The organism is Photobacterium kasasachensis, from assembly GCF_050336885.1.
Lineage (GTDB): Bacteria > Pseudomonadota > Gammaproteobacteria > Enterobacterales > Vibrionaceae > Photobacterium > Photobacterium kasasachensis.
Genome location: NZ_JAKJSH010000031.1, coordinates 21,623 through 41,166, shown reverse-complemented (window position 1 = coordinate 41,166; position 19,544 = coordinate 21,623). Strand labels below are relative to the sequence as shown.

The following is a 19,544-nucleotide window of genomic DNA, read 5'->3' as shown; positions in this document are numbered from 1 at the left end:
CCAATGAGACAAAAGCGAACCCAGATCCGCGACCATCGGGCTGAGTCGGCGCTCTTTTTCCGCCGGGCTCTTGTCTCATTTATCGGCATTCTCATGCTGGTAGGTCTGCTGCTGACCAACCTGTATCACATCCAGGTCAGCCAACACGAAGACTACCAGACCCGCTCCAACGATAACCGCATTAAAATTGTCCCGGTTTCTCCCAACCGCGGGCTGATCTATGATCGCAACGGGATTCTTCTGGCAGAGAACCGCCCGGTCTATTCGCTGGAGATCACCACGGAAAAAGTCGCCGACCTTGAAGACACATTTACCCGCCTCAGGGCGCTGATGGCTATCACCGACGAGAATATCGAGCGCTTTCGCAAAGAGCGCCGCCGAACCCGTCGCTTCAAGTCGGTCCCTATTCTAAACCAGCTGTCCGAACAGCAGGTTGCCCTGTTTTCAGTCAACCAGCATAAGTTCCCGGGTGTCGAGGTCAAGGCCTACCTCAAGCGGCATTATCCGTATGGCGATGCCCTGACCCATGTGCTGGGCTACGTGGCCAAAATCAACGACCGCGATCTCCAGCGCCTTGAGCGCGAGGAGAAGATCAGCAACTACAAAGCCACCCGCGATATGGGTAAGCTCGGGATCGAAAAATATTACGAGGATTTACTGCACGGTACTTCCGGCTACCAAGAAGTTGAGGTCAACAGCCGCGGCCGGGTTATTCGTACCCTGAAGTACGTCCCGCCTATTCCGGGCAAAGATATCCGCCTGAACCTTGATATCGAGCTACAGCTGTATGTCAAAGAGCTGCTGACAGTACGCAACCAGGACCCGGATACCGGCGAGGAAATCATCAAGTACAAACGTGGTTCGGTGGTAGTTCTCGATCCGCGGGATTCTTCTGTATTGGCCATGGTATCGAGCCCGAGCTACGATCCGAACCTGTTCGTTCACGGTATTTCCGGCAAGAAATACCGCGAGCTCCTGAACGACAAGAACCGCCCGCTGGTTAACCGGGTCACCCTGGGGATATATCCGCCGGCCTCGACAGTAAAACCTATGATTGCGGTTGCCGCGTTAAGCGAGGGAGTGATCACCACCCGTACCACCCGTAATGATCCGGGGTACTGGAAGATCCCGAACTCCAAAAGCCGCCCGTTCCGTGACTGGCTGCGCTGGGGACACGGCAAGGTCAACATCAGCAAGGCCATCGAGGAGTCAGTCGATACCTTCTTTTATCAGGTTGCCTATGATCTCGGCATCGACCGCATTTCTGAATGGATGAGCCGCTTTGGCTACGGTGACTATACCGGCATCGATATTCACGAAGAGAGCAAGGCCAACATGCCAACCAGGGAATGGAAACAGGCAAGATTCCGCCAGCCTTGGTATCAGGGCGATACCATTCCGGTCGGGATCGGCCAGGGATACTGGACGGCAACCCCGCTGCAGATTGCCAAGGCGACGACGGTACTGGTCAACAACGGTCTGGTCCATGCACCGCACCTGCTCAAAGATGTGATCGACAGCGAGGCTAGCGTACCGGCCAAGTTTGACGACTATCCGCCGATTACCAATGTCGACCAGAAGTACTGGGATATCGCCAAAGACGGTATGTACCGGGTATTGTTCGGGACACGCGGTACGGCACGCCGCGCCTTTTACGGCGCCGAATACAAGGCCGGGGGCAAGTCCGGTTCGGCGCAGGTCTTTGGCCTCGCAGAGGATCAGGAATACAACGCCGAAGAGCTGGAAGAGCATCTGCGCGATCACGCTTTGTTTACCGCCTTCGCCCCGTATGAAAAACCTGAAGTTGTCGTTTCCATGGTACTTGAGAATGCGGGCGGCGGCTCGTCCAACGGCGGCCCAGTCGCGCGGAAGATCTTTGACCATATGCTGCTCAAGCCCAAGCAGCCGGAACAATCACAACCAGTAACTGGTGCCAAACTAACCGAGGTAAGCCAATGAGTGTCATGGCCGCGACGGGAAATAAACGAACTCTCAGTGATCGCCTGCATCTCGATATGCCGCTGCTGCTGGGTATTCTGGCCCTGATGGCTTTCGCCCTGATGGTAATGTACAGCGCCAGTGGTCAGAGCCTGCCGATGATGGAACGCCAGGCTGTGCGCATGTGCCTGTCGCTGGGCGTGATGTTTATCCTCGCCCAGATTGCCCCGCGCCACTATGAAACCTGGGCCCCCTATCTGTTCGGCGTCGGATTGCTGTTGCTACTCGGTGTCCTGTTTTTTGGCGAGGCATCTAAAGGGGCGCAGCGCTGGCTGAACTTCGGCTTCGTCCGCTTCCAGCCCTCTGAGCTGATCAAGCTGGCGGTACCGCTGATGGTCGCACGGTTTATTGGTAACCAGCCGCTGCCGCCAAGTTTTCGTAATATCGTCATTGCCCTTGTCATGATATTTGTTCCGACCGTGCTGATCGCCAAACAGCCCGATCTCGGCACATCGATTCTAATTGCCGCCTCCGGGGTATTTGTCCTGTTCCTGTCCGGGATCAGCTGGCGGATCATCGGTGCCGCGGGAGTACTGCTCGGGGCCTTTATCCCGGTGTTATGGCTGTTCCTGATGCGCGACTACCAGCGTACCCGGGTCCTGACCCTGTTCAACCCGGAATCCGACCCGCTCGGTGCCGGCTACCACATCATCCAGTCAAAAATAGCCATCGGCTCGGGCGGCATGACCGGCAAGGGATGGATGCAAGGCACCCAGTCCCAGCTGGAGTTTCTGCCTGAACGTCATACCGACTTTATCTTCGCGGTGATTGCCGAGGAGTGGGGTCTGATCGGGGTGATGTGCCTGCTCGCCATCTATCTGTTCATTATTGGCCGGGGGCTGATGCTAGCCAGCCGTGCCCAGACGGCATTTGGCCGCATGATGGCCGGCAGTATCGTACTGAGCTTTTTTGTCTATATTTTTGTTAACATCGGCATGGTCAGCGGACTATTGCCGGTGGTAGGGGTTCCCCTGCCTCTGGTCAGCTATGGCGGAACCTCCATGGTTACCCTGATGGCGGGCTTCGGGATCCTGATGTCGATTCACACCCATAGAAAAATGTTGTCTAAGGCGACCTAAATGCGCGCGTATCCAATTATATTATTACTCCTACTGGCAGGCTGTAGCTCGGCACCGAGCAATGAGCGCTACGATATTGCCGATGATGTCGCTCCTGAGTCGTCACCGACTCTGGATCATATCGAAGATGCCCAGCCACGCTATGAAGCAAGGAGTCTTGCAGGCAACAAGGACTACACGCTACGTGGCCAGGACTACCAAATCGTTGATACCAGTACACCGTTTAGCGAGGAAGGCTATGCCTCGTGGTACGGCAAGAAGTTCCACGGCCATAAAACCTCGAACGGCGAGATTTATGACATGTACTCGATGACAGCGGCGCACAAAACCCTGCCCCTGCCAAGTTATGTCAGGGTCACCAATACCGATAACGGCAAAACGGCGATTGTCCGGGTCAATGACCGCGGTCCTTTTCATGAAGGGCGAATCATCGATTTGAGTATGGCAGCGGCGGTAAAGCTCGATGTCGTCAAGCACGGCACCGCCCCGGTAAAGATTGAGCTGATCCAGATCTCCAAACCGGCATCTACCGACGAATGGCAAAGTGCCAACCCGCACTTTTATTTTGTCCAGCTGGCTGCCGTCACCGACGAGGCCAAAGCCAAGCAGATGGCCACACAGCTAGAACAGGACTTTGCTACCCAGGTCGACCTGAAGAAAGCCGACTCGGCTGAAGTCTATCGCCTGCGCCTCGGTCCCTATCTGGATCGTGACGAGGCAGTACTTCAGCGAGACAAGGCCAAAACCAGCCAGTTCCCGCAGGCTTTTATCATAACTTCGCAACGCGAACTGGAACAAAAACAATAATCTCGACTCTATCTACAACGGTCTTACACCAACTAATGTCAGAGAACCGTAAGAATGCCAAACTTGCAGCCTTCGTAGGCGGCAAAACTGGTTCTAAGTTTTCAATCTGATATAGTGTGTAAAGTTTTTTTGCAATCGACAAATTAAGTTACAACTATCATGAAGAAATCTGCTGCACTTATTCGTTCTGTAGCTGTATCGGCGACTCTGCTAGCTTCAGCTTCTGTCGCAGCTGCACCAGCTGTAGTACCTGAAGCCCCTCAGATTGCGGCTAAGGGCTATGTCCTGATGGACTACCATTCCGGCAAGATTCTGGCCGGAAACAAGGAAAATGTTCAGATACCACCAGCCAGCCTGACCAAAATGATGACCAGCTACGTCATCGGCCAAGAAGTCAATCGAGGCAACATCTCGATGGACGATACCGTGGTGATCAGCAAAAACGCCTGGGCCAAGAACTTTCCGGGCTCGTCAAAGATGTTTATCGAAGTGGGCAGCGAAGTCAAAGTTGCCGACCTTAACCGCGGTATCATTATCCAGTCGGGCAATGATGCCTGTGTCGCAATGGCTGAACATGTGGCTGGCTCTGAAGAGTCGTTTGTCGATTTAATGAATGCCTGGGCCAAGACGCTGGGCATGGACAACACCAATTTTGCCAATGTTCACGGCCTGGACAACCCGAGACTCCTTACCACGCCGTACGATATGGCGCTGCTGGCACAAGGCTTGATCCGTGATGTACCGGAAGAGTTTGCGATCTATAAAGAAAAGTCATTCACTTATAACGGTATAACCCAGTACAACCGCAACAGCCTGCTGTGGGATAAAAGCCTCAATGTTGACGGCCTGAAGACCGGTCACACCAACAATGCCGGTTACAGCCTGGTCAGCACGGCAACCGAAGGTAAGATGCGCCTTATCTCGGTCGTAATGGGCACCAAGAGTCCTAACGCCCGTAAAGCTGAAAGCAAGAAACTGCTGAATTACGGTTTCCGTTTCTTCGAGACGGTTTCACCGCACAAAGCCAACGAAACCTTCGTCACCGAAAAAGTCTGGATGGGCGATACGGATGAAGTGTCTCTGGGTGTAAGCCAGGATACCTTTGTTACCCTGCCTCGCGGTCAGACCAAAGATCTTAAAGCCAGCTTCGTACTGGAAAAAGAACTGAAGGCCCCGATTTCCAAGGGTGACGTTGTCGGCAAACTGTACTATCGCGTCGGCGAAGAAGATATTGCCGAATACCCGCTGCTAGCGTTAAATGATGTTAACGAAGGTGGTCTGTTCAGTCGCTTAATTGATTATATTATGTTGCTGTTCAAAGGTTGGCTTAGCTAATCCAGCTTACTGAAAAGCAATAGAAAGAGGCAACGGATGTTGCCTCTTTTTGTATCTGTTACCCACCACCGCCACAGTCAGATGCTTGTTTTATAGCGGTTGAGCCATTAATATGCTCTGCTAAAACACAGTAATACCGAATGCAAAACCCTGGAGTTCAGAATGCAACAGCAAGAACAACCAAAACTAAAAGACCTACTCGAGTTTCCTTGTAAGTTTTCCTACAAGGTAATGGGTTACAACAAACCTGAACTACCGGATCTGGTTGTTGAAGTCATTCAGCGCCATGCACCAGGCGATTATAGCCCGACGGTAAAACCAAGCGGCAAGGGTACTTACAGCGCCGTTTCAGTTTCGATCACCGCAACATCGATCGAGCAGGTTGAGACGCTTTACAAAGAGCTGGGCGAGATTGATATTGTCCGTGTGGTACTGTAATACCTCAGAAAGTCCCTACAATTTGGCGGCTGTATAACTGTCCGCCAAGTTTTATAATGCACCCATGTGGTGTCATTAACCCAGGTGTAACCTGGTGACAATATGGGTGTTAAATTGCAAAAAACTATTATTATTCGGAACCTTGGTCGCCGAGACTACGAAGCAACTTGGCAGGCCATGCACGAATTCACAGATCAACGCGGTTCGGAAACAACGGACGAAGTCTGGCTGGTTGAACACAATCCGGTATTCACCCAGGGCCAGGCGGGAAAAGCCGAGCACTTGCTCGATACAGGCGATATTCCAGTAGTCCAAAGCGATCGTGGCGGCCAGGTAACCTATCACGGCCCCGGTCAGCAGGTCGCTTATATTCTGATTGATCTGCGACGTATTAAACTTGGCGTGCGCGACCTCGTCACTCACATCGAGAATACGGTAATAAACACTCTTTCCCGTTTTGGGGTTGAGTCCAATGCCCGCCCGGATGCCCCAGGTGTGTATGTCGACGGCAAGAAGATATGCTCACTTGGACTTCGTATCAGGCGTGGTTGCTCTTTTCATGGTCTGGCACTCAATATCAACATGGACCTGGCGCCATTTTTACGCATTAACCCATGCGGCTATCAGGGGATGGAAATGACCCAGCTAGCAACAATGAATGGCCCATCTGAACTGGCAGAAGTTCAGCCTGTACTTATAGAAGAGCTAGTCAAACTGCTCGATTACCAGAGCGTTGAGTGGAAAACGGAAAGCAATTCATATGAGCAAACCAATTAAGATCGAACAAGGTGTCAAATACCGTGATGCCGATAAAATGGCGCTGATCCCTGTCCGTAGTGTGACAGAGGAAGCACCGAAAGAAATGCTGCGCAAGCCGGAATGGATGAAAATCAAGCTTCCGTCTGACAGCCAGCGTATTCAGGACATCAAGTCAGCGATGCGCAAGAACAATCTTCACTCTGTGTGTGAAGAAGCCTCTTGCCCGAACCTGGCGGAATGTTTTAACCACGGTACCGCAACCTTTATGATTCTGGGTGCAATCTGTACCCGTCGTTGCCCATTCTGCGACGTTGCACACGGCCGTCCGCTACCGCCTAATGCAGAAGAGCCAACCCAGCTAGCGCAGACAATTGCTGATATGAAACTGCGTTATGTAGTTGTCACTTCGGTTGACCGTGATGATCTGCGTGACGGTGGTGCCCAGCACTTTGCTGACTGTACCCGTGAAATCCGTGCCAAGAGCCCGGAGATTAAGATTGAAACACTGGTACCAGACTTCCGTGGCCGCATGGATCGCGCTCTGGATATCCTGCGTGATAATCCGCCTGATGTTTTCAACCACAACCTAGAGACGGCTCCTCGCCTGTACCGTAAGGCACGACCTGGCGCCAACTACCAGTGGTCATTGGATCTTCTGAAAAAATTCAAGGAAATGCACCCGGACGTACCGACCAAGTCGGGACTGATGATGGGATTGGGTGAAACCAAAGAAGAGATTGTCGAGGTACTGAAAGACCTGCGTGCACACGGCGTGACTATGCTGACGCTGGGTCAGTATCTGGCACCTAGCCGCCATCACCTGCCTGTTGAGCGCTACGTACCACCGTCAGAGTTTGACGAACTGAAAGAAATCGCCCTGGAGCTGGGCTTTACCCATGCAGCCTGTGGCCCGTTTGTTCGCTCTTCATACCATGCTGATATGCAGGCGAAAGGCGAAGAAGTGAAATAATCACGTCGAGCACCGAAGCCTTCAAGCAATAGCTGCTTCGAGGAACGCCTACAAAAAAACCGCTACGGCATTGCCGAAGCGGTTTTTTTTTCTTTAATCGTTGTCAAACAGCAGGCTAGCTATTGTTGGCACGATCAATTGCAGCAGCGAAGACCGGAGCCAGGCTCTTCAGGGCTTCCTCGGTAACAGGTTTACCGTCGCTGTCTGTCACATTCACCGATGTCCGGTTACCCAAGTCACCTAGCTGGAGGTTGTAGGAACGGTCATCGAGCTGAATCGGCTTGGTTCCAAGCTCAGTCCAGAATGCATCATCCGGGGAACGGAACTTCACTTCCACCACACCCTGTGAACGGTTACGCCCTTCAACAGTAAAGCCAAGTTGTCCCAGTAGATCCGGCAGACGCTCCCAGAACACATTATATGGTGCGCGGGCAATAATGACCGGCAGACCGCTGCGGTCCTGACCCATCGAGATAGGGATCTGCTTGACCAGCTCCTGTGCACGCAATCTGGCCAAATCACGCTCCTGCTGATCATAACGTGACGTAACCAGGTTGGTCATCAGAATGCTATAGCGTTCTTTGTTAATTGCTGACACCGGTTTTTCAACACCGCCTTCACGCCAGTCAACCAAAGTGATCTTGTAGCTATTGTTTGCTGAACCGGAGGATTTCTCAATCCGGTATCGGCTGCCAACCGGGTTTTCCTCGTCCTCGTTGACCCAGTTCACCCAGTCTGTTTCCATCACGTTGGCCGACTGACTAAGTAGCTGGATATTCCGCTCGGCGATCAAACGCTGTGTCAGCGTCCATACCTTGGTCAGCTCTTCAGGCTTTGCCAACAGCAGTGTGACACCGTCTGCATCCTTGACGGTGCGCGCACCGGGGATCAACGCAAGTACCTGTTGAGGCGGACGGATATCAACCGCGGGGCCTAGCTCGCCGGGAAAGCTCTGAACCGGAATCGCATAATCATTCACCTGGGAGGCCTGAGCTCCACTCGGCAACGCCCACGATTCCAGCGGCTTTGTCTCAAGATAGGTAAAATCTTGATTTGCCTGGCGACGACGTTCTGCTCCACCAGAGCATCCCGCCAATGTGGCAACCATTACAGCAGTTACCGCCAGCCTGTATTTATAATTCATTAAGCTTCTGCGCTCCTACGCTCTAGCAAATTACGGCAGCACTTTGGCGTCCTTAAGCGCCGCAGTGACAGCAGGTTGTGCTGATTCGCTCAACTCAGTAAGTGGCAAACGCAACTGCCCGTGCTTAATCAAACCAAGTTGGTGAGCTGCCCATTTAACCGGAATTGGGTTAGATTCGACAAACAATGTCTTGTGCAGTGGCATCAAGCGCTCGTTAATCTCTCGTGCGGCATCAATCTGACCAGAAAGCGCCAACTTAAACATGGTTGCCATATCGTCGGCAGCCACATTCGCCGTGACCGAAATCACCCCGTGACCACCCGCGGCAACAAAATCCAACCCGGTGGCATCATCGCCGCTTAGTTGGATGAAGTCTTCGCCACAAAGTTCCCGAGTTTTTTGCACTCGCGCTAAATCGCCGGTTGCATCTTTGATCCCGACAATATTATCGATCCTGGCGAGACGGGCGACCGTTTCAGGTAGCATGTCAACGGCAGTACGTCCTGGCACATTATACAGGATCTGAGGCAATTCAGTGGCTTCTGCAATCGCTTTATAATGCTGGTACAGGCCTTCCTGGGTCGGCTTGTTGTAATAAGGCGTCACGCTCAGACAAGCGGCGACCCCCGTGCCCGAAAAGAGTTTACTGAAGGTGATGGCTTCGTGGGTTGCATTTGCACCGGTGCCGGCAATGACCGGAATGCGGCCGTTCGCAAATTCTAATGTTTTCAAAACCACTTTTACATGCTCATCAACCGTTAATGTGGCTGACTCGCCCGTGGTCCCGACTGCCACTATTGCATCTGTCCCTGCTGCAATGTGGTATTCCACCAGTGAAGCCAGACCTGCGTAATCAACTTCGCCGGCTTCATCCAATGGTGTAACTAGCGCTACCATGCTTCCTGAAAACATGTCCATCTCCCCTTAAAAATGAATACCAAGCAGCATAACTATCTACTCTGATAGCGATGCTGCCTAGTGTATCCATGGTACTTTTCAGTTACAGTAAACTCAAGACAGGAGTATGTAAATCAGTGAAGTAAAACCAATCAGAGAGTTAATATAAAAGTGCGCTGCTTTCCACTTTTTACAGAATATCACTCTAGGGAATGCGGCTATCGCCAATTTGCGACCGATCCCTCCCTGCCCTCAAATAGCTTGATTTACAATGACTGTGCTACCATGCATATGATAATCAAAACACGATGTGTATAAATATGGAACATTACCTAGTAATCACGGCTATTGGTACGGACCGCCCGGGCATCTCAGATGAAGTCACCCGACTGATCACCCACTGCGGCTGCAATATCGTCGATAGCCGACTTGCCATCTTCGGCAGTGAGTTTACCCTTATCATGCTCGTTGCCGGCAATGGCAACGCAATTTCCCGTGTCGAGTCGACCCTGCCTCTCAAAGCGCACGAACATGACCTGTTGACGGTGATGAAACGTACCACCAAACACGAGTGCCGCTTTTTCCCCTATACGGCTGACTTCCATATCGAAGCCGACGACTCCCCGGGAATCATCGAACAGTTCACCCATTTTTTTGCCACCCGGGAGATCGATATTGCCTCGCTAAGTGCCCATACCCATGAAGCCTGCGAGGGAGACAGCCCGAACCGTTTTCAGTTGCAGATCAGCACCAACTTGCCTGAAGGCTGTAACTTAATGTCTTTACAAGAAGAATATGAAGCGCTTTGCCAGGACTTGCTCGTCTCAGGCAACGTGACATTCATCGGCCACAATCAATAAGGAAAATATATATGAAGACTTTGACCGCCGGTACGCCTGCGCCAGCCTTCACACTGCTCAACCAAGATAGCCAGCCTGTCAGCCTGGCAGACTTCAAAGGTAAGAAAGTACTTGCTTACTTTTATCCCAAGGCCATGACCCCGGGCTGTACAGTTCAGGCCTGCGGCTTGCGCGACAGCAAGGCGGAGCTGGACGCACTGAACATTGTGGTACTGGGGATCAGTATTGACCCTGTCAAACGACTGCCGAAGTTTATCGAGCGCGATAACCTGAACTTCACCCTGCTATCTGACGAAGACCACGCTGTGGCAGATCAGTTTGGTGTCTGGGGCGAGAAGAAATTCATGGGGAAGGTTTATGACGGTCTGCACCGCATCAGTTTTCTGATCAACGAAGATGGTGTCATTGAACATGTATTCAACAAGTTCAAGACCAAAGATCACCACGAAGTAGTGCTTAACTACTTTAGCGACAACGCGTAACCTGTTGAATAGAAAATTTATTAGACAAGCTCCCTCAGGGTAAACCTAGGGAGCTTGAATCTAGAAAACGATTAAGCCTGCAAGAATGAGCTTACAGTTCCTGAGCATTCACCCAGATAACCGCATCCTGAGAAAGTTCCTTGCCTTTGTGCTCTGTCGCTGGGCCTGAACCCAGACACGCAAAGCCCCAAACGCCGGCTTTCGGAATACCAAACGTAAATTCGCCGTCTTGATCTGTGATCGCAACAATCGCGGTTTCCGGCGCTTCACGGTAGTTCTCTTTACCGAATGCATTGCCCTTCATGTCGATATCTGTGTTGATGTACTCAATCTCACACTCGACACCCGGTGCTGGTTTGCCTTCGCTCAGCAGTTGACCGGTAAAGGTACCGCCAGCGAAAACCTGGTAAGGCTTGTTCAGCGGAACAATCTCGGTAGCCAGCTCCAATGGCTGCTCCCAACCTGTTGGCAGGCCGCCTTTGTTCACATATGACTTGGTGATTTGCTGAATGTAGATGTCTTCGCCTTTCTCATAGTAAGGTGCCGGAACAACCGCAAAGACGTAATCACCGTTACGCTTCACTTTGAAGTCAGCCTGGTAAGCTTTTGCCTTATTATCAGGGCCTGTCCAGCTGATAGACTTCAGCTTGTCCATCAAATCAATACGCTTGTCTTTAAACTGAACGAAAAACTGTTCCGGTTTGTCCATGTCCATGACATGACCGTTTTCCATTGGATGACCAAATACAAGTTTCATATCCAGATTCGTCGGCTTTTCAACAATCACATCCGGCGTGTACACCAGCTGGAAGTGAGCGTTTGCCGCACCAGAAACAGCCAAAGCGGCAACACCAAGTGAAGTAAGAAGTGTCTTTTTCATTATTTTTTGTTCCTATTGATACTTAGAGGCCAAGCCTCATGACTGCGTATTATTCGGTAATATCTTCGCTTGAAATTTCAACCAGATGGCCCGGTCCAGCATTAAACTGTACCTTGTAGTCGCCTGCAGGCTTGTCGAACTCAAACTCGCTGTCCTCGTTCATCGCGCCGTCTAGCAGCTTGTTACCATTGGCATCGACAACAGCAAGCTCAACACCCGCAGCGGAAGACCCGTCGGAGAAGCCTCCCTCACATAATACTGTGCCATCACCATTGTCGTAGCAGGAACACAATGGAGTATGCGCCATACTTGCCATCGGCATCATGGATAACATGAGCGCGAACGATAGTTGTTTTCTATTCATGTAATGACCTGATCTTTATTGTTAGCGATGCCTATTGCGATTTATAGATACGACGCAAATGAGCAGCGAATTGAATACGAGAAGAAAGATATCAGCAACCGAAATAAGAATCTTTCTTATTGATACTTTTATTGAGCTAAATCAAAAACAGTGATAACTATTCTCATTTAGCTTGAAAGTTATTGATTTATATAAATAATATTTACGATCAATTTTAGAAAAATTATTCCTTTTCAACAATTTGCGAGCAGTATTTATGACATTGAACGATACCCTACCGAATCAGACCGTTGTTGTTCTCCGTCATCACGCAACGGGAGTGATAAGACAACGCCTGATGGATTTAGGCATCATGCCGCAGGCCCAAGTCACCATGGTCAGAAGTGCTCCTCTGGGCGATCCCATCGAGATCAAAATAGACAACACCCACGTCTCTCTGCGCCGTGCGGAAGCGTCAAGCATTGAAGTCACCTCGGCCACTCCGACAGAAACGGTGTAATGCCGGAACAAGGAACCAAACAATGACAAACAGAACTCCGCTGGTTGCTCTGTCCGGCCAACAAAATGCCGGTAAATCAACCCTGTTCAACCTGCTTACCGGTGCCAGGCAGCACATAGCGAACTATCCCGGTGTCACCGTCGACAAGAAGTACGGCTACTTCAGCCATAATAACCAGTCCTATCAGGCGGTTGACTTGCCCGGTACCTACAGCTTGTCGTCATTCTCTCTCGAGGAGCGGGTGGCGCGGGACTTTCTCTGTGACGAAAACCCTGATCTGGTGATCAACGTGGTCGATGCAGCCAACCTGAAGCGATCACTACATCTCACCGTTCAGCTACTTGAAATGGAATGCCCAACCGTACTCGCCCTGAACATGATGGATGTTGCCGACCGGGAAGGAATCACAATAGATACGGATACCCTGAGCCAGCGACTTGCCGTTCCGGTCGTAACGACGATCGGACGCAAAGGGGAAGGCCGCTCGGAGCTGTGCGAGCTGATCCAGGCCCGCACATCCTCCGGGACGCATTCAGGCTCTGTAGAGAATGCAGACAACACCAGACACGAAAGCCAGCCCTACTACCCGGCATTAACCGCCGCGATGGCCGAGCTAGATAGCGCCCTTGCACCGCTGACCGCTCAAATCGTCCAGTTGCCATACCGTTGGTTAAAGCTAAAACTGCTGGAAAATGATGCCCAGCTTATCGGCAGGCTCGCCGCCCGGGTATCTGACGAACAGCTGCTCTCGCTGCAAAATCTCCTTGTCGATCTGCGTACCCGGTTCGAACAGCAGCACGACACCAGCATCAATGACTATATCGCCGCCCAGCGGGAAGCATTTGTCCAGTCGCTGATCATGGCGACGGTTACCGTCAGCCCCAATCAGGGACCGACTCTGTCCCAGAAGATTGACAAGCTGGTGCTCAATCGCTTCCTGGCACCTGTGTTTCTGATCATGACAGTATTTCTGATCTACCAGCTGGCGATCGTGCAGGGTTACGAGCTGACCAATTATACCTGGCCGTATCTTGCCGCCATGAGGGAGTGGGTAGCCGCCCTGTTGCCTGAAGCCGGGTTCCTGTTTGATCCCTATACCCGCTCACTGGGCTTGTGGATCGTCGACTCGGCCAATACGCTGCTGAATTATGTGCCTATCTTTATCATTCTGTTCGCCCTGATCGCGATCCTGGAAGATTCCGGATATATGGCGCGTATTGCCTTTGTCGTCGACAAGATCCTGCACCGGTTCGGTCTCCATGGTCAGAGTACGCTACCGCTGATCCTAAGTGGTGTTTTCGCCGGTGGCTGTGCCGTACCAGGCATCATGGCGACCAAGGGCATACCGGATCACCGAGCAAGAATGGCAACGATCCTGACAGTGCCATTTATGAACTGTCTGGCCAAAGTCCCGCTGTATGCCCTGCTGGTCGGGATATTCTTCGAGCAGGACAAAGCGTTGATGATGTTCTACATCTCGACCATGACCATCATTGCGGCGCTGCTGGTTGCCAAGCTGCTTTCTGTGACGGTGCTGCGCGGTGAAGAAAGTGCGCCGTTTGTTATCGAGCTTCCTCGCTATAACTTGCCAACCGTCCGGTCCGTCCTGACCCGCTCGGTCGAGCGTACCTGGATCTATATCAAGAAGGTCGGCACCATTGTTGTTGCGGTATCAGTCGTGATCTTCACCCTGCTACAATACCCAGGCTTGCCGGAAGACCGGAGCGCCTTCTATCAGCAACGCTCCGAGCAAGCCATCAGCCGCTTCAACAAAGCCATGAACAATAACCCTTACCTTGAACTGGCTCAGGGCGAGCAGCTGGTTTCGCTGATGAATTACTACAATGACTTCAAGCGTGCCAAACTCAATGCCAAAGGGGCGACAGCCTCAAGAGCAGTCAACGAGACATTCAAGCAGCGCAGCCCTGAATTTTTCCCCTTCGTCAAAGCGCCGAAAGGCGACAAGCTGGCGAAGAAAGCCAACCGGGCACTACGCAAATTGGCCAAAGCACGCAAATCAATCCGCCGAGAAATCAAAGAAGAGCGCCTGAGCCATTCACTGCTGGGTTCAATCGGCCGCTCTCTGGAGCCTGTCACCCACTTCGCTGGATTCGACTGGAAGATTAATGTCGCCCTACTGTCCTCTTTTGCTGCCCGCGAGAGCAGCGTGGCCACGCTAGGGGTGCTGTTCCAGCAGGAGGATGATCAAAACACCACGCTAGAGGAACGCATGGGCGATCAGGGCAATAACCTGACATCGCTGACTGCCGTTTCGATGATCCTGTTCTTTGCCCTGTACCCGCCGTGCCTTGCCACAATGATTATGGTTCGTGTTCAGACCGGACAATACCGCTGGATGTTGCTGGCTCTGTTGTTCCCGACGGCATTAGGGCTCGGCGTATCCAGTACCACCTATAGCCTGGGTATGGCGCTGGGCATTTCCGGTATCACCATGATGAGTGGCGTCTACTTTAGCGGCCTTGCTCTGCTGCTACTGGTCGGACTGTATCCGGTCTTTCGGCGCAAGCAAAAACCAGCCATTCCCACTACACCACAAGATAGCCATGGAGTGATCTAATGACGACAAACACAACGTCCACTGCACCGGTATTGCCAGATCTCGCCGCCCCTTCCGGGTGGGGCGATCTTGCTATCGTCGGTCTTGTTATCATCGCCGCACTGTTTTATCTCTATATCAGGCTATGGAAAAACAAGGGGCGTTGTGACGGCTGCAACCGCTGCGACAAACCAGCCCGGCAGCCTCAATGCCGCCAGATAGGCACTATCGCAACGATTCGTCCTATGGACGAAGACAGTGATAAGCCCACCGGCTCTTCTGCGCCGTAAAAATCGTTAGCCCCAGCCGCTCAACAAAGCAACAGGCTGTTACGGCTCCAGGGGTAACTACTTGGCACTCTACGCAAAAAAGCCAGTCGACTATATCGACTGGCTTTTTTAAACGCAATTCGTAGACAGAGAGCTGGGCTACTCCGTGATTTCCTCATCCTCGAGGCTAGTCGACGGCAAGGCGTTCCACACAGCCTTGACCAGGGTGGCCAAAGGAATCGCAAAAAATACGCCCCAGAATCCCCACAGGCCACCAAACACCAGTACGGCAACAATGATGGCAACCGGATGCAAATTTACCGCCTCAGAAAAAAGAATAGGAACCAATACGTTACCATCAAGTGCCTGGATTATGCCGTATGCTACCAGCAGCCACCAGAAGTCCGGGCTGATCCCCCACTGAAACAGACCGACCATGGCAACCGGCAAGGTCACAGCTGCCGCCCCGATGTACGGGATCAGTACCGAAAAGCCCACCAGTACACCCAACAGCACGGCATAACGCAAATCCATGACCGCAAAAGTGATGTAGCTGACAATACCGACAATGAATATTTCCGTCACCTTGCCGCGAATATAGTTCGAGATCTGCTGGTTCATCTCGACGCCCACCTTGCTGGCCAGACGGCGGTTCTTCGGCAACAGGCCACTCAGGGTTTCCAGCATTTCTTCTTTATCTTTCAGCAAGAAAAAAACCAGCAGGGGTACAAGGATCAGATATACAGCCAGGGTAGCAAGGCTCACCAGAGAGGACAGAGAGCTCTTAACCACACTTTCACCCATACCCAGCACATTCTCGCGTAGCGTGTTCATAAAGGTGCCGACCTGATGCGGCTGGAAAAAATCAGGATAACGCTCGGGCAGGCTGGAGACATACTGCTGCAGGCCATTGAACATGTTCGGCACGTCGGCAATCAGATTGCCGACCTGATGCCAGATCGTCGGCACCAGACCGAAGACTGCCATCACCATCAACCCGACAAAGAGCAGCAATACCACCATCACGGCGATTGAGCGCGGCAGCCCTAACCGGGTCAGCCGCATAACGGGCCACTCCAGCAAATATGCCAGAACTATTGCCACCAGCAGAGGGGCGATCAGGTTGCCAAAAAAGTATATGGTCAAAAAGCCAGCTAATAGAATGGCAACGAGGCTCACGGCGTGGGGGTCTGAAAATCTCCGCTTATACCAGCGGTTTAGCATGTCCAGCATAAAATCTTTACTGCCTTTTGGTCACGATAATTACAAGCTCTTGCGGACAAGCAGCCTGCTGTTCAATGTCAAACCCGTGGTTTAACAAGTAACGGGGAATATCTTGTCTGGCGCCCTGATCAGAAATATGAATTTTCAGGCGCTGCCCGCAACAGAGCTCCTTGGTTGCTCGCTTAGCCAATAAAAGTGCCATAGGGCAACGTTCTGAAGTCAAATTGAGCGATGGGGTTTCCATTCCGGTATGCTGACAGTTATTATCCATCGGAGTATTGTAAATGACATCGGTGCGACAAAAAAGAAACCTGTTGCAGCTTTCGTTGTCATATTCTTTGTAAGTTATACCTGTTCAGGAATAATTTAGCTATTTTGATAGTTCCAAGTTATCGGCCAAACAGGAAAGGAACCTATTTTCACAAAGGCGGTTGTATTATTAACATGTTTCGATTTGCCAAAGCTCCAACCTATCTCTTAGTCAGCGCCCTGCTGAGCTCGAGCTTTACTGCTCAGGCCGAAAACTTTAATGCGCTGCCGGAAATTGGAACCACGGCAGCCTCTACGCTGACCATCGAGAAAGAAATGGAATACGGTGACGCTTATATGCGGATGCTGCGTGCCAGCATGCCGGTGATCAGCGACCCGTTGCTATCGGAATACATCCAGGATCTCGGCCATCGCCTGGTCGCCAATGCCAATGATGTTCGCACACCGTTTAACTTTTTCATGATCCAGAATCGTGAAATCAACGCCTTTGCTTTCTTTGGCGGCCATGTCGCTATCCATAGCGGTCTGTTCTTACATGCTCAATCTGAAAGTGAGCTTGCCTCGGTCGTTGCCCACGAAATCGCCCATATTACCCAACGCCACCTTGCACGAAGCATGGAAGATCAGGCTAAGAAGTCGCCGGCCACCATGGCCGCGCTCATAGGTTCCCTGATGCTGGCCATCGCCTCGCCCGAAGCCGGGATCGCCGCCATACATGCCACGACGGCGGCATCAGCCCAGGGGCAGATCAACTATACCCGCAGCAACGAAAAAGAAGCCGACCGTATCGGTATTGCTACCCTGGCGAAATCCGGCTTCAACGTTCAGGCCATGCCCCGTTTCTTTGGCCGCCTGGCCGATCAATACCGCTATGCCAGTACACCTCCCGCGATGCTGCTGACTCACCCATTGCCTGAATCTCGTATCTCGGATTCCCGTAGCCGGGCCAACCAGTTCCCGGCCAAGCGAGTTAGTACCTCCGAACGCTACCAGCATGCGCGGGCACGAATTGTCGCCCGCTATGCGGGGATCGATAGCGAAGCTGCTCTGGACTGGTTCAACCGTCAGCTGAAAAAAGCCAATGCGCAGCAGAAGAACGCCCTCAATTACGGCAAGGCGCTGGTACATATCGATTCCGGCAAATACCAGCAGGCCCATGAGCTGCTGGATCCTTTGCTGGCAGCCGAGCCGAGCAACCGCTTCTATATCGATTCGGCGACCGATCTTGATCTCTACGAGAAAAAATACGACCAAGCCATTACGCGCCTCGAAAAAGCGCTGAAAGATAATCCCAACAATAAGGTACTTCGCCTCAATCTCGCCCATGCCCTTCAGAAGGCTGGCCGCAGTACCGAGAGCATTTCAATCCTGACACGCTACACCTACGACAATACAAACGACACCAACGGCTGGCACATGCTGGCACAGGCCTATGCCGACAACGGTCGCCGTGATGCCGAGCTGGCGTCTCGTGCCGAGCTAATGGCACTGCGCGGTCAATGGGACAAGGCGATTCAGCATTATATTCAGGCTAGTCAACTGGTCGAGGTTGACTCGCTGGATCAGGCGCGTTACGACGCACGGATCGATCAGCTTCGCCTTGCCCGCGCTCGCGTCGCAAATCTCTGATCCTGTTAGCCTCTTTGCTTTTCTTCCGGGTTGCAGTTCCTCTACAATAGGACTGCAACATAAATTCTCCATTCTGCTAACCTGACAGCTCACTCAGGCTACAGCAAATGGCAAAATATCAATTGGGAGAAATCATGTCAGTTACTATCTATCACAACCCTCGCTGCTCGAAAAGCCGCCAGACTCTGGCACTGCTTGAAGAAAATGGGATCACTCCAGACGTGGTCAAATACCTTGAGCAAACTCCGAGTGTCGACCAGCTTAAAGTCCTGCTAAGCCAGCTGGGCTATAGCTCGGCGCGTGACATGATGCGTACCAAGGAAGCCATCTACAAAGAGCTGTCCCTCGGCGAAGAAAGTGTTACCGAACAGCAACTGTTTGAAGCGATGGCCGAGAATCCGAAGCTTATCGAGCGTCCGATTGTCGTCAAAGGTGACAAGGCAGCAATGGGCCGCCCGCCTGAGCAAGTGCTGGACATTCTGTAATGCATAAAATCCTGGTGCTCTACTACAGCCGCCATGGAGGCACCCAGCAGCTGGCACGCCATATTGGCCGTGGGATCGAGCAGGTTGACGGTTGCGAGGCCATCTTGAGAACAGTGAAAGATCTTGATAGCCAGGGAGCACTCGTCGGCGCCCCGGCAAAGGGCGATCCTGTTGTAACCCTGGATGACCTCAAGGCCTGCTCGGGACTGGCCATGGGCAGTCCGGTTCGGTTTGGCAATATGGCCGCGCCGCTAAAACACTTTATCGACAGTACCAGCAGCCACTGGCTTTCCGGAACCTTGATAGGAAAACCGGGCTGTGTCTTTACCTCCTCCTCATCCATGCACGGAGGCCAGGAGACCACGCTGCAGTCAATGATGCTGCCGTTGTTACATCACGGTATGCTGATTGTCGGCATCCCGTACTCTGAACCTCTGCTGCATACGACCCGCTCGGGAGGGACGCCTTACGGTGCCTCGCACCTTAGCCATGGCCGGCAGAAGGTTCTAGACAACGACGAATCAGCGCTTGCCCAGGCATTGGGCAAGCGGCTTGCCGAGGCGGCAATCAAGCTTGCATGACTAAGTGAAGGACAACC

21 protein-coding genes are annotated in these 19,544 nt (G+C 52.2%); 15 read left to right on the top strand and 6 right to left on the bottom strand.

The window, feature by feature from the left end:
* Window positions 1–3 precede the first annotated feature (3 nt).
* The 7 genes from mrdA (at window position 4) to lipA (ending at window position 7,386) form a co-directional block, all read left to right on the top strand.
* Window positions 4–1,959, top strand: a complete 1,956-nt coding sequence (gene mrdA / locus L4D19_RS27935) for a penicillin-binding protein 2 (protein ID WP_428455111.1) — start codon at window positions 4–6, stop codon at window positions 1,957–1,959.
* Window positions 1,956–3,077: a rod shape-determining protein RodA gene (gene rodA / locus L4D19_RS27930; protein ID WP_428455110.1), complete on the top strand. Its 1,122-nt coding sequence runs from the start codon at window positions 1,956–1,958 to the stop codon at window positions 3,075–3,077. Before mrdA ends, rodA begins: the two co-directional genes overlap by 4 nt.
* Complete coding sequence (locus L4D19_RS27925) at window positions 3,078–3,884, top strand: septal ring lytic transglycosylase RlpA family protein (RefSeq protein WP_160657486.1); 807 nt, start codon at window positions 3,078–3,080, stop codon at window positions 3,882–3,884. It begins immediately after the preceding gene.
* 159 nt (window positions 3,885–4,043) lie between these two features.
* Entirely contained in the window at window positions 4,044–5,219 is a 1,176-nt protein-coding gene (locus L4D19_RS27920) for a serine hydrolase (RefSeq protein ID WP_160657488.1), read from the top strand.
* A gap of 162 nt (window positions 5,220–5,381) precedes the next feature.
* Window positions 5,382–5,657: a DUF493 family protein YbeD gene (gene ybeD, locus L4D19_RS27915; RefSeq protein ID WP_075764973.1), complete on the top strand. Its 276-nt coding sequence runs from the start codon at window positions 5,382–5,384 to the stop codon at window positions 5,655–5,657.
* 102 nt (window positions 5,658–5,759) lie between these two features.
* Entirely contained in the window at window positions 5,760–6,434 is a 675-nt protein-coding gene (lipB, locus tag L4D19_RS27910; RefSeq protein ID WP_370646487.1) for a lipoyl(octanoyl) transferase LipB, read from the top strand.
* A complete protein-coding gene (lipA, locus tag L4D19_RS27905; protein WP_428455109.1) occupies window positions 6,418–7,386 on the top strand; it encodes a lipoyl synthase in 969 nt (322 codons plus the stop codon). Before lipB ends, lipA begins: the two co-directional genes overlap by 17 nt.
* A 115-nt stretch (window positions 7,387–7,501) precedes the next feature.
* Here lipA and bamC read toward each other — a convergent pair whose 3' ends face one another.
* Complete coding sequence (gene bamC, locus L4D19_RS27900; protein ID WP_428455108.1) at window positions 7,502–8,530, bottom strand: outer membrane protein assembly factor BamC; 1,029 nt, start codon at window positions 8,528–8,530, stop codon at window positions 7,502–7,504.
* A 30-nt stretch (window positions 8,531–8,560) separates the two neighbouring features.
* Window positions 8,561–9,442, bottom strand: coding sequence for a 4-hydroxy-tetrahydrodipicolinate synthase (gene dapA / locus L4D19_RS27895; protein WP_160657494.1), 882 nt, complete (start codon window positions 9,440–9,442; stop codon window positions 8,561–8,563).
* A 305-nt stretch (window positions 9,443–9,747) separates the two neighbouring features.
* Between dapA and L4D19_RS27890 the strand changes: the two genes are divergently transcribed.
* Together L4D19_RS27890 and bcp are read left to right on the top strand one after the other, a co-directional pair.
* Window positions 9,748–10,287: an ACT domain-containing protein gene (locus tag L4D19_RS27890; protein WP_428455107.1), complete on the top strand. Its 540-nt coding sequence runs from the start codon at window positions 9,748–9,750 to the stop codon at window positions 10,285–10,287.
* Window positions 10,288–10,298: 11 nt separating this feature from the next.
* On the top strand, window positions 10,299–10,769 hold the full coding sequence (gene bcp, locus L4D19_RS27885; protein WP_428455106.1) for a thioredoxin-dependent thiol peroxidase: 471 nt from the start codon (window positions 10,299–10,301) through the stop codon (window positions 10,767–10,769).
* 91 nt (window positions 10,770–10,860) lie between these two features.
* Here the strand turns inward: bcp and L4D19_RS27880 are convergent, their stop codons facing one another.
* A complete protein-coding gene (locus L4D19_RS27880; protein ID WP_428455105.1) occupies window positions 10,861–11,649 on the bottom strand; it encodes a DUF4198 domain-containing protein in 789 nt (262 codons plus the stop codon).
* A 49-nt stretch (window positions 11,650–11,698) separates the two neighbouring features.
* On the bottom strand, window positions 11,699–12,013 hold the full coding sequence (locus L4D19_RS27875) for a hypothetical protein (protein ID WP_428455104.1): 315 nt from the start codon (window positions 12,011–12,013) through the stop codon (window positions 11,699–11,701).
* Between the two features lie 256 nt (window positions 12,014–12,269).
* Between L4D19_RS27875 and L4D19_RS27870 the strand changes: the two genes are divergently transcribed.
* Genes L4D19_RS27870 through L4D19_RS27860 form a run of 3 tightly spaced genes read left to right on the top strand, consistent with a single transcriptional unit; the run spans window position 12,270 to window position 15,359 of the window.
* Entirely contained in the window at window positions 12,270–12,512 is a 243-nt protein-coding gene (locus L4D19_RS27870) for a FeoA family protein (RefSeq protein ID WP_428455120.1), read from the top strand.
* A 22-nt stretch (window positions 12,513–12,534) separates the two neighbouring features.
* Window positions 12,535–15,090, top strand: coding sequence for a ferrous iron transport protein B (gene feoB / locus L4D19_RS27865; RefSeq protein ID WP_428455103.1), 2,556 nt, complete (start codon window positions 12,535–12,537; stop codon window positions 15,088–15,090).
* Window positions 15,090–15,359, top strand: a complete 270-nt coding sequence (locus L4D19_RS27860; protein WP_428455102.1) for a FeoB-associated Cys-rich membrane protein — start codon at window positions 15,090–15,092, stop codon at window positions 15,357–15,359. The genes feoB and L4D19_RS27860 overlap by 1 nt, the downstream gene beginning before the upstream one ends.
* Before the next feature lie 138 nt (window positions 15,360–15,497).
* On the opposite strand, the gene L4D19_RS27855 is transcribed toward L4D19_RS27860, so the two are convergent.
* Together L4D19_RS27855 and L4D19_RS27850 are read right to left on the bottom strand one after the other, a co-directional pair.
* Window positions 15,498–16,571 carry an AI-2E family transporter gene (locus L4D19_RS27855; protein ID WP_428455101.1) on the bottom strand — a complete coding sequence of 358 codons (1,074 nt, stop codon included), beginning with the start codon at window positions 16,569–16,571 and terminating at the stop codon, window positions 15,498–15,500.
* Window positions 16,572–16,578: 7 nt separating this feature from the next.
* Complete coding sequence (locus L4D19_RS27850; protein WP_239410425.1) at window positions 16,579–16,806, bottom strand: sulfurtransferase TusA family protein; 228 nt, start codon at window positions 16,804–16,806, stop codon at window positions 16,579–16,581.
* Between the two features lie 200 nt (window positions 16,807–17,006).
* Between L4D19_RS27850 and bepA the strand changes: the two genes are divergently transcribed.
* From bepA to wrbA, 3 genes are all read left to right on the top strand, one after another.
* Window positions 17,007–18,461, top strand: a complete 1,455-nt coding sequence (bepA, locus tag L4D19_RS27845; RefSeq protein ID WP_428455100.1) for a beta-barrel assembly-enhancing protease — start codon at window positions 17,007–17,009, stop codon at window positions 18,459–18,461.
* A gap of 134 nt (window positions 18,462–18,595) precedes the next feature.
* Window positions 18,596–18,946, top strand: a complete 351-nt coding sequence (gene arsC / locus L4D19_RS27840) for an arsenate reductase (glutaredoxin) (protein WP_428455099.1) — start codon at window positions 18,596–18,598, stop codon at window positions 18,944–18,946.
* Window positions 18,946–19,527 carry an NAD(P)H:quinone oxidoreductase gene (gene wrbA / locus L4D19_RS27835; protein WP_428455098.1) on the top strand — a complete coding sequence of 194 codons (582 nt, stop codon included), beginning with the start codon at window positions 18,946–18,948 and terminating at the stop codon, window positions 19,525–19,527. The genes arsC and wrbA overlap by 1 nt, the downstream gene beginning before the upstream one ends.
* Window positions 19,528–19,544: the final 17 nt, after the last annotated feature.

Excerpts from the sequence above, each read along its gene's own strand:
- L4D19_RS27855 (WP_428455101.1), bottom strand. The coding sequence starts at position 16,571 with ATGCTGGACATGCTAAACCGCTGGTATAAGCGGAGATTTTCAGACCCC.
- ybeD (WP_075764973.1), top strand. The coding sequence starts at position 5,382 with ATGCAACAGCAAGAACAACCAAAACTAAAAGACCTACTCGAGTTTCCT.
- wrbA (WP_428455098.1), top strand. The coding sequence starts at position 18,946 with ATGCATAAAATCCTGGTGCTCTACTACAGCCGCCATGGAGGCACCCAG.
- bcp (WP_428455106.1), top strand. The coding sequence starts at position 10,299 with ATGAAGACTTTGACCGCCGGTACGCCTGCGCCAGCCTTCACACTGCTC.
- feoB (WP_428455103.1), top strand. The coding sequence starts at position 12,535 with ATGACAAACAGAACTCCGCTGGTTGCTCTGTCCGGCCAACAAAATGCC.
- L4D19_RS27925 (WP_160657486.1), top strand. The coding sequence starts at position 3,078 with ATGCGCGCGTATCCAATTATATTATTACTCCTACTGGCAGGCTGTAGC.
- bamC (WP_428455108.1), bottom strand. The coding sequence starts at position 8,530 with ATGAATTATAAATACAGGCTGGCGGTAACTGCTGTAATGGTTGCCACA.
- arsC (WP_428455099.1), top strand. The coding sequence starts at position 18,596 with ATGTCAGTTACTATCTATCACAACCCTCGCTGCTCGAAAAGCCGCCAG.
- L4D19_RS27875 (WP_428455104.1), bottom strand. The coding sequence starts at position 12,013 with ATGAATAGAAAACAACTATCGTTCGCGCTCATGTTATCCATGATGCCG.
- L4D19_RS27880 (WP_428455105.1), bottom strand. The coding sequence starts at position 11,649 with ATGAAAAAGACACTTCTTACTTCACTTGGTGTTGCCGCTTTGGCTGTT.
- L4D19_RS27920 (WP_160657488.1), top strand. The coding sequence starts at position 4,044 with ATGAAGAAATCTGCTGCACTTATTCGTTCTGTAGCTGTATCGGCGACT.
- L4D19_RS27890 (WP_428455107.1), top strand. The coding sequence starts at position 9,748 with ATGGAACATTACCTAGTAATCACGGCTATTGGTACGGACCGCCCGGGC.
- lipA (WP_428455109.1), top strand. The coding sequence starts at position 6,418 with ATGAGCAAACCAATTAAGATCGAACAAGGTGTCAAATACCGTGATGCC.
- dapA (WP_160657494.1), bottom strand. The coding sequence starts at position 9,442 with ATGTTTTCAGGAAGCATGGTAGCGCTAGTTACACCATTGGATGAAGCC.
- lipB (WP_370646487.1), top strand. The coding sequence starts at position 5,760 with ATGGGTGTTAAATTGCAAAAAACTATTATTATTCGGAACCTTGGTCGC.
- rodA (WP_428455110.1), top strand. The coding sequence starts at position 1,956 with ATGAGTGTCATGGCCGCGACGGGAAATAAACGAACTCTCAGTGATCGC.
- L4D19_RS27870 (WP_428455120.1), top strand. The coding sequence starts at position 12,270 with ATGACATTGAACGATACCCTACCGAATCAGACCGTTGTTGTTCTCCGT.
- bepA (WP_428455100.1), top strand. The coding sequence starts at position 17,007 with ATGTTTCGATTTGCCAAAGCTCCAACCTATCTCTTAGTCAGCGCCCTG.
- L4D19_RS27850 (WP_239410425.1), bottom strand. The coding sequence starts at position 16,806 with ATGGAAACCCCATCGCTCAATTTGACTTCAGAACGTTGCCCTATGGCA.
- mrdA (WP_428455111.1), top strand. The coding sequence starts at position 4 with ATGAGACAAAAGCGAACCCAGATCCGCGACCATCGGGCTGAGTCGGCG.
- L4D19_RS27860 (WP_428455102.1), top strand. The coding sequence starts at position 15,090 with ATGACGACAAACACAACGTCCACTGCACCGGTATTGCCAGATCTCGCC.